The 14998-nt window shown below is 73.4% G+C and carries 14 protein-coding genes and 1 pseudogene; 4 read left to right on the plus strand and 11 right to left on the minus strand.

The genetic code is table 11. The features are described 5' to 3' along the window. Positions 1-132 precede the first annotated feature (132 nt). From ACLGIH_RS09735 to ACLGIH_RS09760, 6 genes are all read right to left on the minus strand, one after another. Positions 133-2559: a putative bifunctional diguanylate cyclase/phosphodiesterase gene (locus ACLGIH_RS09735; protein ID WP_416524827.1), complete on the minus strand. Its 2427-nt coding sequence runs from the start codon at positions 2557-2559 to the stop codon at positions 133-135. A 262-nt stretch (positions 2560-2821) separates the two neighbouring features. Then, complete coding sequence (gene ligA / locus ACLGIH_RS09740) at positions 2822-5014, minus strand: NAD-dependent DNA ligase LigA (RefSeq protein ID WP_416524828.1); 2193 nt, start codon at positions 5012-5014, stop codon at positions 2822-2824. Positions 5015-5029: 15 nt separating this feature from the next. After that, on the minus strand, positions 5030-6031 hold the full coding sequence (locus ACLGIH_RS09745; RefSeq protein ID WP_416524829.1) for a methionine synthase: 1002 nt from the start codon (positions 6029-6031) through the stop codon (positions 5030-5032). Between the two features lie 247 nt (positions 6032-6278). Continuing rightward, entirely contained in the window at positions 6279-6968 is a 690-nt protein-coding gene (locus tag ACLGIH_RS09750) for an SDR family oxidoreductase (RefSeq protein WP_416524830.1), read from the minus strand. A 27-nt stretch (positions 6969-6995) separates the two neighbouring features. Then, positions 6996-7535 carry an LOG family protein gene (locus ACLGIH_RS09755; protein WP_416524831.1) on the minus strand — a complete coding sequence of 180 codons (540 nt, stop codon included), beginning with the start codon at positions 7533-7535 and terminating at the stop codon, positions 6996-6998. Then, positions 7532-8338, minus strand: coding sequence for a class I SAM-dependent methyltransferase (locus ACLGIH_RS09760; RefSeq protein ID WP_416524832.1), 807 nt, complete (start codon positions 8336-8338; stop codon positions 7532-7534). Before ACLGIH_RS09760 ends, ACLGIH_RS09755 begins: the two co-directional genes overlap by 4 nt. 110 nt (positions 8339-8448) lie before the next feature. Between ACLGIH_RS09760 and ACLGIH_RS09765 the strand changes: the two genes are divergently transcribed. Both ACLGIH_RS09765 and ACLGIH_RS09770 read left to right on the plus strand, forming a co-directional pair. After that, on the plus strand, positions 8449-8772 hold the full coding sequence (locus ACLGIH_RS09765; RefSeq protein WP_416524833.1) for a DUF427 domain-containing protein: 324 nt from the start codon (positions 8449-8451) through the stop codon (positions 8770-8772). A gap of 37 nt (positions 8773-8809) precedes the next feature. Beyond that, positions 8810-9589, plus strand: coding sequence for an alpha/beta fold hydrolase (locus ACLGIH_RS09770; RefSeq protein ID WP_416524834.1), 780 nt, complete (start codon positions 8810-8812; stop codon positions 9587-9589). 518 nt (positions 9590-10107) lie between these two features. On the opposite strand, the gene mnmA is transcribed toward ACLGIH_RS09770, so the two are convergent. Beyond that, on the minus strand, positions 10108-11238 hold the full coding sequence (gene mnmA / locus ACLGIH_RS09775) for a tRNA 2-thiouridine(34) synthase MnmA (protein WP_416529330.1): 1131 nt from the start codon (positions 11236-11238) through the stop codon (positions 10108-10110). A 60-nt stretch (positions 11239-11298) separates the two neighbouring features. On the opposite strand from mnmA, the gene ACLGIH_RS09780 reads away from it, so the two are divergent. Next, positions 11299-11979, plus strand: coding sequence for an N-acetylmuramoyl-L-alanine amidase (locus tag ACLGIH_RS09780; RefSeq protein WP_416529331.1), 681 nt, complete (start codon positions 11299-11301; stop codon positions 11977-11979). 108 nt (positions 11980-12087) lie between these two features. On the opposite strand, the pseudogene ACLGIH_RS09785 reads toward ACLGIH_RS09780, so the two are convergent. The 4 genes and pseudogenes from ACLGIH_RS09785 to ACLGIH_RS09800 all read right to left on the minus strand — a co-directional run. Beyond that, positions 12088-12384 (minus strand): annotated as a pseudogene (locus ACLGIH_RS09785) (DUF1304 family protein); the annotation flags it as partial. 67 nt (positions 12385-12451) lie between these two features. Beyond that, a complete protein-coding gene (locus tag ACLGIH_RS09790) occupies positions 12452-13621 on the minus strand; it encodes a cysteine desulfurase family protein (RefSeq protein WP_416524835.1) in 1170 nt (389 codons plus the stop codon). A 68-nt stretch (positions 13622-13689) separates the two neighbouring features. Then, positions 13690-13956, minus strand: coding sequence for a DUF4190 domain-containing protein (locus ACLGIH_RS09795; RefSeq protein WP_416524836.1), 267 nt, complete (start codon positions 13954-13956; stop codon positions 13690-13692). Positions 13957-14008: 52 nt separating this feature from the next. Beyond that, complete coding sequence (locus tag ACLGIH_RS09800; RefSeq protein WP_416524837.1) at positions 14009-14176, minus strand: hypothetical protein; 168 nt, start codon at positions 14174-14176, stop codon at positions 14009-14011. A gap of 115 nt (positions 14177-14291) precedes the next feature. On the opposite strand from ACLGIH_RS09800, the gene ACLGIH_RS09805 reads away from it, so the two are divergent. Then, positions 14292-14918, plus strand: a complete 627-nt coding sequence (locus ACLGIH_RS09805; protein ID WP_416524838.1) for a TetR family transcriptional regulator — start codon at positions 14292-14294, stop codon at positions 14916-14918. The last annotated feature ends 80 nt before the right edge of the window (positions 14919-14998 follow it).

Below are 14998 nucleotides of genomic sequence, written 5' to 3' on the forward strand. Positions count from 1 at the left end.
TCACGGATCCTGTGCCGGCGACGTCCTCAGGGGCGCCGGGCTCGGTGACGGGCGGAGCGCCGCGCGGGCGCGGCCGGCCTCCGCGAACGCGCGGGCGCCCGACGGCAGGAGCCCGGCGCCCCCCTGGTGGGCCTAGCCCACCCGCCCCGGATCGTCCGCCGCCGCTGCCGGCAGGGCGGCGGCGGGCCGCTGCCAGCCCCGGGACCCGCGGGCCCGCAGCCAGGCCGTGGTCTCCTCCGGCGGCATCGCCGCGGCGACCAGCCAGCCCTGCACCGCGTCGCAGCCGAGGTCGCGCAGGCGCTCCCAGGTCTCGTCGTCCTCGACGCCCTCGGCGACGACGAGCAGCCCGAGGGAGTGGGCGAGGTCGACCGTGCAGCGCACGATCGCGGCGTCCTCCGTGTCGATGGCGAGCCGGGCCACGAACGAGCGGTCGATCTTCAGCTCGCTGACCGGGAGCCGGCGCAGATGGACGAGGGAGGAGTAGCCGGTGCCGAAGTCGTCCAGGGACATCTTCACCCCGTGCCCGGTCAGCCCGGCGAGGGTGTCGGCGGCGCGCTGCGGGTCCTCCAGCAGGACGTGCTCCGTGATCTCCAGTTGCAGGGCTCCGGCCGGGACGCCGTGCCGGGCCAGCCGGGCGGCGACCGAGCCGGCGAAGCCCGGGGTGTGCACATCGCGCGGGGAGACATTGACCGCGACCGGCACGAAGAGGCCCTGGGAGCGCCACTCGGCGACCTGTCCGAGCGCCGTCTCCAGCACGTACTCCGTCAGGTGGGGCATCAGCCCGGAGGACTCGGCGATCGCTATGAACTCGTCCGGCGGCACCTTGCCGCGCTCCGGGTGCACCCAGCGCACCAGCGCCTCCAGGCCGGCTACCTGGCCGTCGAAGCGGACCTTGGGCTGGTAGTGCAGCTCGACCTCGTGCGCGTCCAGGGCCCGGCGCAGGTCGCCGAGCAGGCCGAGGCGGTCGGGGGTGTTGGAGTCCCGCTTGGACTCGTAGACCTCGACGCCCGTGCGGTCCCGCTTCGCCTGGTACATCGCCACGTCCGCGCGCCTGAGCAGCCCCTCGGCGTCCAGGGCGTGGTCGGGGAAGACGGCCACGCCGGCACTGGCCTCCAGCACGAGGGTGAGCCCGTCCAGGTCGAGCGGCGAGCCGAGGGCCCCGACCAGCTGGCGGGCGATGCGCGTGGCGGAGGTGGTGGAGTCGGCGACCGGCAGTAACACGGCGAACTCGTCGCCGCCGAGCCGCGCGGCCTCCGCTCCGCGGGGCAGGGCCTGGCGCAGCCGGTCAGCGGTCTGCAGCAGCAGCCGGTCGCCGGCCAGGTGACCGAGGGTGTCGTTGACCGACCGGAAACGGTCGAGGTCGATCAGCACCAGGGCGGCACGTGCCCCGATGCGCTCGGCGTCGTCCAGCGCGGTCCAGATGCGTTCCAGCAGCCACTGGCGGTTGGGCAGCCCGGTCAGGGGGTCGCGCAGCTGCTCCTCGGCGCGGGCCCGGGCGATCCACAGGGTGGAGTCGAGGGCCATCAGGGGGATGGCGAACAGCGGCAGCAGCACCGGGTGCGCGGAGGCGACCACGCAGATCAGTGGTGCGATGCCGAGCAGCGCGATGGCGACCAGGCCCTGTCTGACCAGGGCGGTGCGGGCGGCGGTGGGCAGACCGCCGCGCGGGGAGTGCACATACCACAGCAGGACACGGGTGACGGCGAGATAGGCGACGGCGACGAGCACCACCTTGGGCACCGCGTAGACCGTCCAGGTCTCCGGGTCCCAGGGCGACTCGACGGACGGGACCGAGCCGCACACGCCCAGCAGCGCGGCGCCGGCGGCGATGCCGAGGATGTCCACGGCGCCGTGCAGCACGCCCTGGCGCCAGCGGCCCCGGCGGGCGAAGCCGACCAGGACGACGACGGTGAGGCTGACCATGCCGGCCGGAACCCAGCCGTAGAGCAGCAGGACGGCGAGGGTGAGGGCGGCGCCGGAGCCGGTGCCGCCCCACCAGCGGGAGCGGCCGAGCATGACGAGGTGTCCGACGACGACGCCGGTCAGCAGGGCCAGCGACCAGCCGACCGTGCCGGACGGGAAGAGGGCGTGGCCGCCGGTGAACGCCCGTATGAATCCGGCGCCCAGCACGAACCCGGCGGCGGCGACGATCGCCGCGGGCAACGCGGGCCAGGCCGGGTGCCGTTCGGTCTCGGCGCCGGTCAGGTCCGGGGCGCTCCGGGCGCCCTGTCGCGCGGCCCCCTGCCGGGCCGCCGCCTGCCGGGCCGCCGCCTGCCGTGCGGTGCCGCGGGACGGCGGCGTGGGACCCGACGGGGGCGGCGCGGTGTGCGGCCCGGTGTGCGGCGGGACCGCTCCGGGGGGCGGTACGGCGTGCGGCCGGGGCGCCCCGGGGGGCGGTGCCGCGCCGCCGTCGGCCGTGGACGTGTGCCGTGCGGTGCCGCGCCCCTGAGCACCGCCGCTCTCCGCAGGCCGTCCGGGCCGGCGGCCGGCGCGCCAGGCGTCCACCACACGACGCAGGCGCAGCCGTGAGCCCCGGGCGGCGCTCTCGGTCGGTTCCATTCCCGTCCCTCTCACAGCCGGCGGTGCCCACGCCACGCGGCCCGGTGCCCGACAACCATCAACGGCTCCGCGTTGGAAAACCCTTCCCCCTGCTCCCCCTGAGCACGGGGATGCCCCGACCGCAGCTGGGCACGGCAGGCGCACACCTCAACAGTAGGCCGCAGAAGGCTTCCACGGGCACCGGTCGTCGACGGTTGCCCGAATGCGCCCCGGCCACCCGTATGCATCTGATATGCGCCGATCGGGTGGCCTTCAACCGCTATTACTCGGCCGAAAGCGCGGCGTCGGCCGCGGCCTCCGGGCCTTGCTCCAGCAGGACCTTGAAGCCGTCCTCGTTCAGAACCGGCACCTTCAATTGCAGAGCCTTGTCATATTTCGAGCCGGGATTGTCACCCACTACGACGAACGAGGTCTTCTTCGACACCGAACCGGTCACCTTGGCGCCCTGGGCCTGAAGTGCCTCCTTGGCCCCGTCCCGCGTGAAGTCCTCCAGCGTGCCGGTGACGACGACGGTGAGTCCTTCCAGCGGACGCGGGCCCTCGTCCTGGCCCGTCGACTCCTCCTCCAGCGGCACTCCCGCGGCCTTCCACTTGCGCACGATCTCGCGGTGCCACTCCTCGGCAAACCATTCCTTGAGAGAGGCGGCGATGATGGGCCCGACCCCGTCGGTGTTCGCCAGCTCCTCCTCCGTGGCCTGCTCGATGCGGTCGACGGAACGGAACTGCCGGGCCAGCTCCTGCGCGGCGACCGGGCCGACGTGCCGGATGGAAAGCCCGTTCAGAAAGCGGGCCAGCGGGCGGGTCTTGGCCTCCTCGATGTTCCTCAGCAGCGCCAGGGTGTTCTTCTTCGGCTCGCCCTTCTGGTTGGCGAAGACCGTGACGACCTTCTCCTCGCCCGTCTTCGGGTCGCGCTTGGGCAGCCCGCTGTCCGGATCGAGGACGTACGCCTTGATGGGCAGCAGCTTCTCCACCGTGAGGTCGAACAGGTCGCCCTCGTCGGCCAGCGGCGGGTCGGCCGGCTCCAGCGGCCGGGTGAGCGCCGCCGCCGCGACGTCCCCGAAGTGCTCGATGTCCAGGCACTCCCGGCCGGCGAGATAGGAGACGCGCTCTCTCAGCTGGGCAGGGCAGGTGCGGGCGTTGGGGCACCGCAGGTCGATGTCGCCCTCCTTCATGGCGCGCAGCGGCGTCCCGCACTCCGGGCACTCGGCCGGCATCACGAACTCCCGCTCGCTGCCGTCCCGCAGGTCGACGACCGGGCCGAGGATCTCCGGGATGACGTCACCGGCCTTGCGCAGCACCACCGTGTCGCCGATGAGCACGCCCTTGGCCTTGACGACCTCCTGGTTGTGCAGCGTGGCGAACTCCACCTCGCTGCCCGCCACCGTGACCGGCTCGACCTGGGCGTACGGCGTGACGCGGCCGGTGCGGCCGACGCCCACCTTGATGTCGACGAGCTTGGTGTTGACCTCCTCCGGCGCGTACTTGTAGGCGATGGCCCAACGCGGGGCGCGGGCCGTGGAGCCCAGCCGCCCCTGGAGGCGGATCTCGTCGAGCTTGACGACGACGCCGTCGATCTCGTGCGCCACCGAGTGGCGGTTCTCGCCGTAGTGGGCGATGAACTCGCGTACGCCGCCGAGGTCGTCGACCACCTTGTTGTGCCGCGAGGTGGGCAGGCCCCACTCCCCCAGCAGGTCGTAGGCCTGGGAGAGGCGGGTCAGGCCCTGGAAACCCTCCAGGGCGCCGATACCGTGCACCACCATGTGCAGCGGCAGCGACGCCGTGACCTTCGGGTCCTTCTGCCGCAGCGAACCGGCGGCCGAGTTGCGGGGGTTGGCGTAGGGCTTCTCGCCGGCCGCCACCCGCCGGGCGTTGAGATCCGCGAAGGCCTCCATCGGGAAGTAGACCTCGCCGCGGATCTCCACGAGGTCGGGCACCTTGTCGCCCGCCAGGCGCTCCGGGATCTCCGCGATGGTCCGCACGTTCGGCGTGATGTCCTCGCCCGTGCGGCCGTCGCCGCGGGTCGCCGCGCGGACCAGGCGGCCGTGCTCGTAGGTGAGGTTGACGGCGAGGCCGTCGACCTTCAGCTCGCACAGGAAGTGGTATTCCTGCTCGCCCAGCTCCCGGTGGATGCGGTCGGCCCAGGCGGCCAGCTCGTCGTCGTTGAAGGTGTTGTCGAGGGAGAGCATGCGGGAGCGGTGCTCGACGGCAGTGAACTCCGTGGCGTAGGAGCCGGCGACCTTCTGGGTCGGGGACTGCGGCGTGCGCAGCTCGGGGAACTCCTCCTCCAGCTGCTCCAGAGAGCGCAGCAGCCGGTCGAACTCCGCGTCGCTGACGACGGGGGCGTCCTTCACGTAGTACCGGAAGCGGTGCTCCTCGATCTGCTCAGCGAGCTGCACGTGCTTCTCCCGTGCCTCGGCGGGCACGTTCGTCGTCTGCGCTTGCTTGTCGCCGGCCACCGTGTTGTCCTCCCGTTACTCTGGGTTGTCCGCGAGGGATCTCGCCGCCCGGACGCAGTGGGCGAGGGCCCGGCGGGCGTACTCGGGGGACGCGCCCGCGAGTCCGCACGACGGCGTGAGCGTGACCGCCTCCGCGAGAAGCCCCGGAGACAGCCCCAGCCTGCGCCACAGCGTCCTGACACCCATGACGCTACCGGCAGGGTCTGACAATGGGCCGTCCGTGGACGGCACGACACCGGCGAACAGCCGGGTGCCGCCCTCCACGGCCTCGCCGATCGTCTCGTCGTCACGCTCGGTGAGGAGCGAGAAGTCGAAGGAGACGCTCGTGGCGCCGGCCCGGCGCAGCAGGGCGAAGGGGACGTCCGGGGCGCAGGAGTGGACCACGACCGGGCCGCCGTCGTGCGCGCCGAGCACGTCGCGCAGCGTGGATTCGACGATCTGCCGGTCGACGGCGCGGTGGGTGCGGTAGCCGCTGGCCGTCTTCACCTGGCCGCGCAGGACGGCGGTGAGGGACGGCTCGTCGAGCTGGAGGACGAGCTGTGCGCCGGGGACGCGGCGTCTCACCTCCGTCAGGTGCAGGCGCAGGCCCTCGGTGAGGGAGGCCGCGAGGTCGCGGCAGGCGCCGGGGTCGGAGAGGACGGCCTCGCCGTTCCTCAGTTCCAGGGCGGCGGCCAGGGTCCAGGGGCCGACGGCCTGGACTTTCAGCGGGCCCTCGTACCCCTGGGTGAACTCCTCCAGGGCGTCCAGGTCCTCGCCGAGCCAGGCGCGGGCCCGCCTGGTGTCGCGGCCCGGGCGGTCGCCGAGGCGCCAGCCGCTGGGCTCGACGTGGGCGTACAGCTCGACGAGCATGCCGGCGGTGCGCCCGATCATGTCCGCGCCGGGGCCGCGGGCGGGCAGCTCGGGGAGGAACGGGAAGTCCTCGAAGGTACCGGTGGCGGTCTTGACGGCCTCGCGGGCGTCCTGGCCGGGCAGGGAACCGATGCCGGTCGCGGGGCCGAAGCGGGTGTTGTCGTTCACGGGGTGAAGCGTACGCAGGAGTGGACGAAGGGGGGTTCGCCCCCGCCGCCCCTGCCCGCCCCGTCCCCTGGGGGCTGCCGCCCCCGGACCCCCGCTTCGGCCTGGACGGCCTCGTCCTCAAACGCCGGACGGGCTGATGGGTCAGCCCCTCCGGCGCGCTTGACGAGCGGGGGTCCGGGGGCGGAACCCCCGGGGGGACGGGAATGGGCAGGGGCGGCGGGGGCGAGGAAACCTGGGGCGGGGGCCGTCACCTGCCCGGGCGGACCGTCAGGTCGTTGACCTCCGCGTTGCGGGGGAGGTCAAGGGCCATGAGGATCGTCGTGGCCACCGACTCGGGGTCGATCCACTTCGCCGAGTCGTACTCCTTGCCCTCCTGCTGGTGCACCTTGGCCTGCATGGGACTGGCGGTGCGGCCCGGGTAGACGGAGGTGACGCGGACGCCGTTGCCGTGCTCCTCCTCGCGCAGGGAGTCGGCGAGTGCCTTCAGGCCGTGCTTGGAGGCGGCGTACGCGGACCACTGCGCGTGCGCGTTGAGCCCGGAGCCGGAGTTCACGAAGACCACGTGCCCCTGGGCGACGCGGAGCTGGGGCAGCATCAGGCGGGTCAGCTCGGCGGGGGCGACGAGGTTGACGGCGAGTTGCCGGTGCCAGGTCTTCGTGGTCAGCTCGCCGACCGCCCCGAGGTCGATGACGCCCGCGATGTGCAGCAGGGAGTCCACGCGGTCGGGCAGCGTCTGGTGGGAGAAGGCCCAGGAGAGCCGGTCCGGGTCCGACAGGTCGCCGACCAGTGTCCGGGCGCCGGGGAACTCGGCGGCCAGTTCCTTGGCGCGGCCCGCGTCGCGTGCGTGCAGGACGAGGTCGTCGCCGCGCTGGTGCAGGCGGCGGGCCACGGCCGCGCCGATGCCGGAGCCCGCTCCGGTGATCACATGTGTAGCCATGTCCGCCATGCTCGCATCACGGCGGCCTCACCCGACGCCCTGGCTCTCCTCCAGGTAGGCCAGCGCCCCCACCGGCTCCTCGGCGAAGAACACCAGGTCGGAGAGCGGGCGGGGCAGGAAGCCCTCGTCCTCCATGCGGCGGAACTGCTCCTTGAGGCCGTCGTAGAAGCCCGCGGTGTTGAGCAGGACGACCGGCTTGTCCGTGTGGCCGTGCTTCTTCAGTTCCAGGATCTCGGTCGCCTCGTCCAGCGTGCCCGTGCCGCCGACCATGATCACCACGGCGTCGGCCTTCTCCATCAGCAGGCGCTTGCGCTCGGCCAGGTCCCGGGCGACGATCATCTCCTCGACGCCCTCGCGCGCCCGGTCGGAGAGGAACTCCACCGAGACGCCCAGGAGCCGGCCGCCCGCCTCCTGCACTCCGTCGGCGACCACCTTCATCAGCCCGACGTCCGAACCGCCCCAGACGAGTGTGTGGCCGCCCTTGCCGAGCAGTGCGGCGAATTCCTTCGCGGGGCGGGTGTAGCGCTCGTCGAGGTCGGCCGCGGAGAGGAAGACGCAGATGTTCATGGCCCCACCGTACGGGCCGGCTCCGGCACCGCGGTGATCCGGATCTTGGACTGGCGGTGCGGCAGCTTCTCCCAGTCGTCCATGAACCGGGCGGCGAGTCCGTACCGGGCGGCCAGGTCGACCAGCGTGCCCGTGCGGTAGTAGAAGTCCTCGCGCAGCACCTGGTGCTCCGCGCCCTCCGTGCGGTCGAACGTGAAGTCGAAGAAGCCGCCGGGCGCGAGCACGCGGCCGACGTGGGCGAAGCACTCCTCGATGACGTGCCGCGGCGAGTGCGAGAAGACGCTGTGCGCGTGGACGACGTCGAAGTGGGCGTCGGGCAGGAAGGCGAGGGTCAGGTCGTCGGCGAGGGTCAGGTGCGGCAGTTTGGCCTGGAGCCCCTCGCGCACGAGGGTGTCCTGGGCGGCGAGCAGGATGTGCGGCGAGATGTCGATGCCGTAGTAGTGGCCGGCGTCGAGGTGGTCGATGAACAGCCGTCCGGCGCGCAGGTTGCCGCAGCCGATGTCGAGCATCCGGTGGTGCGGCTTCAGGCCGTGCGCGACCAGGTAGTCGAACTGCATCCGGCCGATGCGTTCCCAGCTCTCGCGCGAGGGGTTGTGGCCGACGGCCGCCTCGGCGCTGCGGGCCGCGTCGGAGGCCATCACGGCCCGGTAGTACGCGATGTGGTCGCCGCGGTAGCGCAGCCGCAGCCAGGCGTCCCGCGCGGCCCGGCGGGCGTGTGCGGGCACCCGCTCGGGGTGGCGGAGGGCGTACCGGACCTGGTGGGCGAGGCTGCTGCGGTTCCTGGCGGTCGGCGTGGCTGACACGGGGTCCTCCTGCGGGTCGGCGCCGGGGGGGAAGGCGGTGCCGGGCGGGGAAGAACTCGGCTTCGGCATGCGCTGTATTCGAGGACTCGGTTACCCAAGGAGGAGCGATCGTGACCGCAGGGCACCAGATCACCATCGATCGGAGCAGCCGGCACGTGCGCGTGGTGCACGGCGACCAGGTCCTGGCGGACAGCGACCGGGCGCTGGTCCTGCACGAGACGGGCTGTCCCGACCGCTACTACATCCCGGCCGAGGACGTACGGCTGGACCTGCTGACGCCGTCGGAGACGCACACCTACTGCCCGTTCAAGGGCACCGCGTCCTACTGGTCGCTGCCGGACGCCGCGGACCTGGTCTGGGCCTACCCGGACCCCGAGCCGGACGTCAAGGAGATCAAGGACCACCTGTGCTTCTACGACGTGGAAGTGTCGTGAGGGATTAAATTCCCGCCGTAGGGCAGTCTGCACAGGCATGGAGACGAAGACCCTTTCGCGCGACGGCACGCGCCTCGCGTACGAGCGCACGGGACGGGGGCCCGCGGTCATTCTCGTCAGCGGTGCGATGTCGACGGGCGCCACGATGGCGCCGCTGGCCGCGGAGCTGGCGGGGCGGTTCGAGGTGGTCGTGTACGACCGCCGGGGGCGCGGTGAGAGCGGTGACACGCCGCCGTACGCGGTGGACCGCGAGGTCGAGGACCTGGTGGCGCTGATCGAGGCGGTGGGCGGCGAGGCGTCGCTGTACGGCGTGTCGTCGGGCGGCGCGCTGGTGCTGCGGGCGGCGGCGAGCGGGCTGCCGGTGCGCCGCGCGGCCGTGTACGAGGCGCCGTACGCCATGGACGACGCGGGCGTGGCGGCCCGCGCGGAGTACAGGGAACGGCTGACCGAGGCACTGCGGCAGGACCGGCGCGGGGACGCCGTGGAACTGTTCCTGCGCCTGACCGGCCTCGGCGAGGCGGTGATCCAGGGTGCCCGGCAGTCGCCCATGTGGGCCGGCATGGAGTCGATCGCGCCGTCCCTCGCGTACGACGACGCGGTGATGGGCGACGGCCGGATTCCGCGCGAGCTGCTCGCCTCGGTCACCGCGCCGGTGCTGGCGCTGGCGGGCGGGGCGAGCCCCGGGTGGATGCACGAAACGGCCCGTGCGGTCGCCGAGGCCGTCCCGGACGGCAGGTACGGCACGGTGGAGGGCCAGAGTCACCTGGCGGAGCCGGGGGTGCTGGCACCGGTGCTGACGGAGTTCTTCGCGGCCTGAGCGCATCACGGGCCGACGGCCCGGCGGCTGCGGGAACTCACCCGACGGCTCGGGCGCCCGGCCCGGCAGCCGAGGGCGCTCCCCCGGCAACTCGGGCACCCGGCCCGGTGTCCGGGGGCACTCACTCGACGGCTGCGGGCGGCTCACCCGGGGGCTCGGGCGCTCGGCCCGACCGCTGCGGGCGGCTCACCCGACGGCTCCGAGGGGGCCCGGCCGACGCCTCGCACGGGCTCGGCCGACGGCCATGGGGGACTCGGCCGACGGCCGTGCGGGACTCGCCGGAACGCCCCAGGGAGACTCGGCCCGCGACCGCGAGGGAGCCGGCCGACTCCCCGTCGAGGCCTGGCCCGCGACCGCGGGGGATTCCGCGGAACACCCATGGTGGCCCGCCCTCGACCGCGAGGGGCCCGGCGGAACAGCCATGGAGGAGGCCGGTCCCCGGCCCGCGCGGGGCTCGGCCGACGTCGCGTCGAGGGCCGGTCGTCGGCCGTGGTGCTCGACGCGCGGCTTCCGGGGCCTCAGGCCGCTCCGGCCGTCGCCCGTTCCGTGGACGCGATCGTCGCCGAGCCCACCACGCGCGTGCCGTCGTACAGCACGATCGCCTGGCCGGGGGCGACGCCGCGCACCGGCTCCGCGAACGTCACCTCCAGGGTCCCGTCGACCAGTTCCGCGCGTACCTCGGTCTCGTCGCCGTGGGCGCGCAGCTGGGCGGTGTAGGTGCCGGGGCCGGCCGGGGCGGCGCCGCACCAGCGCGGCTTGACCGCGCGCAGGGCGCCGACGTCCAGGGCGCCGGCCGGGCCGACCGTCACCGTGTTGGTGACCGGGGAGATGTCCAGGACGTAGCGGGGCTTGCCGTCGGGGGCGGGCGTGCCGATCCTGAGTCCCTTGCGCTGGCCGATGGTGAAGCCGTACGCGCCCTCGTGGGTGCCGAGCTTGTTGCCGTCCTCGTCGACGATGTCGCCCTCGGCCCGGCCGAGTCGGGAGGCGAGGAAGCCCTGGGTGTCGCCGTCGGCGATGAAGCAGATGTCGTGCGAGTCCGGCTTCTTGGCCACCGCCAGCCCCCTGCGCTCGGCCTCCGCGCGGATCTCGTCCTTGGTGGTGACGGTGTCCCCGAGGGGGAACATCGCGTGCGCGAGCTGGCGGTCGTCCAGGACGCCGAGGACGTACGACTGGTCCTTCGCCAGGTCGGAGGCGCGGTGCAGCTCGCGGGTGCCGTCCTCCTTCAGCACGACCTTCGCGTAGTGGCCGGTGCAGACCACGTCGAAGCCGAGGGCGAGGGCCTTGTCCAGCAGCGCGGCGAACTTGATCTTCTCGTTGCAGCGCAGGCAGGGGTTGGGGGTGCGCCCCGCCTCGTACTCGGCGACGAAGTCCTCCACGACGTCCTCGCGGAAGCGGTCGGCGAGGTCCCAGACGTAGAAGGGGATGCCGATGACGTCCGCGGCGCGGCGGGCGTCGCGCGAGTCCTCGATGGTGCAGCAGCCCCGCGCGCCCGTGCGGAACGACTGGGGGTTGGCGGAGAGCGCCAGGTGGACGCCGGTCACGTCGTGCCCCGCCTCGGCCGCGCGGGCGGCGGCGACGGCGGAGTCGACCCCGCCGGACATGGCGGCGAGGACGCGGAGGGGGCGGGTGCGCTGCGGGGAGTCAGTCATAACTCCTCCAGGGTACGGGGGACCGGGAACCGGAGCCCGCGAGTATGCGTTGACGATCATATGGGGGCGAGAAGCCGATCCGCGGGCGGATCGAAGGACGGTGACCGGCGCATCGGCCGGCGTGCGCTGATCGTCGGCGGCGCGGCGGCGGTGGCCGGTTCGGCGGTGCTGGCGCGCGACGAGCTGGGCCGGCTGTGGTGGCGCGTGCCGGGCGTGGAAAAGCCGCGCAAGCCGGGCGAGGTCGACTACCGGGGCGCGGCGTGGGTGGCGGCGTCGGAGGCCAACTGGCGGCGCGCGGACCGGCCCGACGACTTCGGCATCGACATGGTGATCGTCCATGTCACCCAGGGCAGTTTCGCGAGTGCGGTGAGGGCCTTCCAGGACCCGGGGCACCAGGCGGCCACGCACTACATCGTCGGCCAGGACGGCCGTGTCACGCAGATGATCCGGGAGCTCGACGTGGCGTACCACGCGGGCAACCGCGACTACAACGAACGCAGTGTCGGCATCGAGCACGAGGGCTTCGTGGACCGGCCGCAGGACTTCACCGACGCGATGTACGAGGCGTCGGCGCGGCTGACGGCCCGGATCTGCGCGCGGTACGACATACCCGTCGACCGGGAGCACATCATCGGCCATGTGGAGGTGCCGGGCACGGACCACACGGACCCGGGGCCGCACTGGGACTGGGACCGGTACATGGAGCTGGTGCGCCTGGCACGCACGACGGCACCCGCCTGACCCCGGCTCGGAAGGGCGCGGCCGGCACGGCTCAGAAGGGCAGGGCCAGCGGGGCGGCGGCCGGTGCCAGTCCCTGTCCGAGCGCCCCCTGCCACAGCGCGGGAAGGAGACGGCGAAGACGAGCGCGGACACGACCAGGAAGGCGCACAGGTACGGGACCAGCGTGCGGCCGGCCGTGGTGTCGCCGGTGTGCTGCAGGACGACGCCGACGAGGAGCCCCAGGCCGAGAAGGATGTTGTGGACCGCGACGCCGGAGCGCCACAGCGTCACCTCGGGCGCGTCCGCCGTGGAGGTGGTGAGGAAGCGCGGGACCGCCGGGCGGCAGTAGCAGAAGCGCTCCAGCACGCCCACGACCAGGTGGTTCGCGACCGCGAGTACGGCGAGGACCTGGGTGACGACGTTCACATCCGGAGTGTCCGGCGCCGCCCCGCGCCCGGCAACCCGCGCGGAGCACTCCCGAAGCGCCCCGGGCCTACGTCAGCCCCGCCGCCCTGGCCCGCTCCACCGCCGGGCCGATGGCCTTGGCGAGTGCCTCGACGTCGGCCTCCGTGGAGGTGTGGCCGAGGGAGAAGCGCAGCGTGCCGCGGGCCAGCTCCGGGTCGGTGCCGGTGGCCAGCAGCACGTGGCTGGGCTGGGCGACGCCGGCGGTGCAGGCGGAGCCGGTGGAGCACTCGATGCCCTGGGCGTCGAGGAGGAGCAGCAGGGAGTCGCCCTCGCAGCCCGGGAAGGTGAAGTGGGCGTTGGCCGGGAGCCGGCCCTCCGGTGCCGGGTCGCCGCCGAGGATCGCGTCCGGGACCGCCGTACGGACCGCCTCGACCAGGGCGTCGCGCAGGGAGCCGATCTCGCGGGCGAACCACTCGCGCCGCTCGGCGGCGATCCGGCCGGCGACGGCGAAGGACGCGATCGCGGGGACGTCGAGGGTGCCGGAGCGGACATGGCGTTCCTGGCCGCCGCCGTGCAGGACGGGCACCGGGGCGTACTCGCGGCCGAGGAGGAGCGCGCCGATGCCGTAGGGGCCGCCGACCTTGTGGCCGGACACGGTCATCGCGGCGAGGCCGCTGGCGCCGAAGTCGACCGGCAGCTGACCGACGGCCTGGACCGCGTCGGCGTGCAGCGGGACGCCGAACTCGGCCGCGGTATCGGCGAGTTCGCGCACCGGCAGCACCGTGCCGATCTCGTTGTTGGCCCACATGACGGTGGCGAGGGCGACGTCGTCGGGGTTGCGGGCGATGGCCTCGCGCAGCGCCTCGGGGTGGACCCGGCCGTGGGCGTCGACCGGGAGGTACTCGACGGTGGCGCCCTCGTGCTCGCCGAGCCAGTGCACGGCGTCGAGGACGGCGTGGTGCTCGACGGGGCTGGCCAGGACCCGGGTGCGGGCCGGGTCGGCGTCGCGGCGGGCCCAGTACAGGCCCTTGACGGCGAGGTTGTCGGCCTCGGTGCCGCCGGAGGTGAACACCACCTCGCTGGGGCGGGCGCCGAGTGCCTCGCCGAGCGTTTCGCGGGCCTCCTCGACGGTGCGCCGCGCGCGGCGGCCGGCCGCGTGCAGAGAGGAGGCGTTGCCGGTGACGCTCAGCTGCGCGGCGAGTGCCGCGACCGCCTCGGGGAGCATCGGGGTGGTCGCGGCGTGGTCGAGGTAAGCCATGGTGAGGCCGATTCTACGGGGCTGCCCCGCCGGACCTCAGCGCCCGGTCGGCCTGTCCGACGGGCGGCTCAGAAGCTCCACGAGACCGTGCTGTCCGCCTGCATGAACGCCGCCAGGACCAGCAGGTCGGCGACGCCCAGGCCGAGACCCAGCCAGGCCCGTCCGCGTCGCGCGGTGCCCCGCCACAGCGCCACGCTCGCCAGGACGATGGCGATCGGGCCCAGGAACACGTTGAGCACCAGCAGGCCCAGCAGGCCGAGGACGAAGGAGGCGACGGCCATGCCGTCGGTGTCGCGGATGCCGGTCCGGCGGGTGGCCGGTGCGGTGAGCTGCATGGTGATCTCCCTGGTCTCTGGTCTGGGGATCTCTCTGGTCCCGCGGCTGCGGTCAGTGGGTCGGGGTGCCGCGGCGGCGGCCGTGCCGCTCGCGGAGGGCGAAGACGCCGAGCCAGACGGCGATGACGGCGCCCATGGCGACGGAGAAGCTCAGCGGCGCGTGGGCGACGGTGCCCAGCACGACACCGAGGAGCAGAAGCGCGGCGACGAGAAACAGCATGGAGCCAATCCCCCAGAGTTCGGTGAACGCTTGTTGTTACAGTTGTTCACTGACTATCCAGTCTAGCGCGCCGTACGACTTTTCAATTCCAGAGAACAGTTGTTAACTGCATGGCATGAGTCACACCCTCGGCGCCCGGCAGGCCCAGAAGCAGCGGACCCGGCAGGCGCTCCTGGACGCGGCGCTGGCCCTGCTGGAGGAACAGAGCCTGAGCAGCCTGGGTCTGCGCGAGGTCACCCGCGCCGTGGGCATCGCGCCGACCGCCTTCTACCGCCACTTCACTTCCACGGCGGACCTCGGCGTGGCGCTGGTCGAGCAGGCCCTGGGCAGCCTGCACCCGACGATCCGGACGATCGTGGCCACGGCCGGCGACCGCGACGAGCGCATCACCCGCGCGGTGGAGCTGATCGCCTCGCACGTGGAGGCGTACCCCGCACACGTCCGCTTCATCGCCCGCGAGCGGCACGGCGGGGTGCAGCCGGTGCGCGAGGCGATACGGTCCCAGCTGGCCCGGTTCGCCGAGGAGGTGAAGGCCGAGCTGGCCAGGGACCCGGTGTCGGCGGGGTGGAGCGACGACGACCTGCTGATGCTCGCGGGCCTCTACGTCGACCAGATGCTGAGCGCGGCCTCGCTGTTCCTGGAGGGTCATGCGGCCCCGGCGGACGAGCGGCGGCGCGTCACCGAGCTGGCGGTCCGCCGGCTGCGCCTCATCAGCATCGGGCGCCGCCACTGGCTGGACTGACCGGCCGTCGGTCCTCGTCCGGGCGGGCATCGGCGCCCGGCCCGGCTCCCCCGCGGAGCGCACCCGGCGGTCCCACCGAG

Origin of the sequence: Streptomyces hamibioticus, from assembly GCF_047946815.1 — a bacterium.
Classification (GTDB): Bacteria; Actinomycetota; Actinomycetes; order Streptomycetales; family Streptomycetaceae; genus Streptomyces.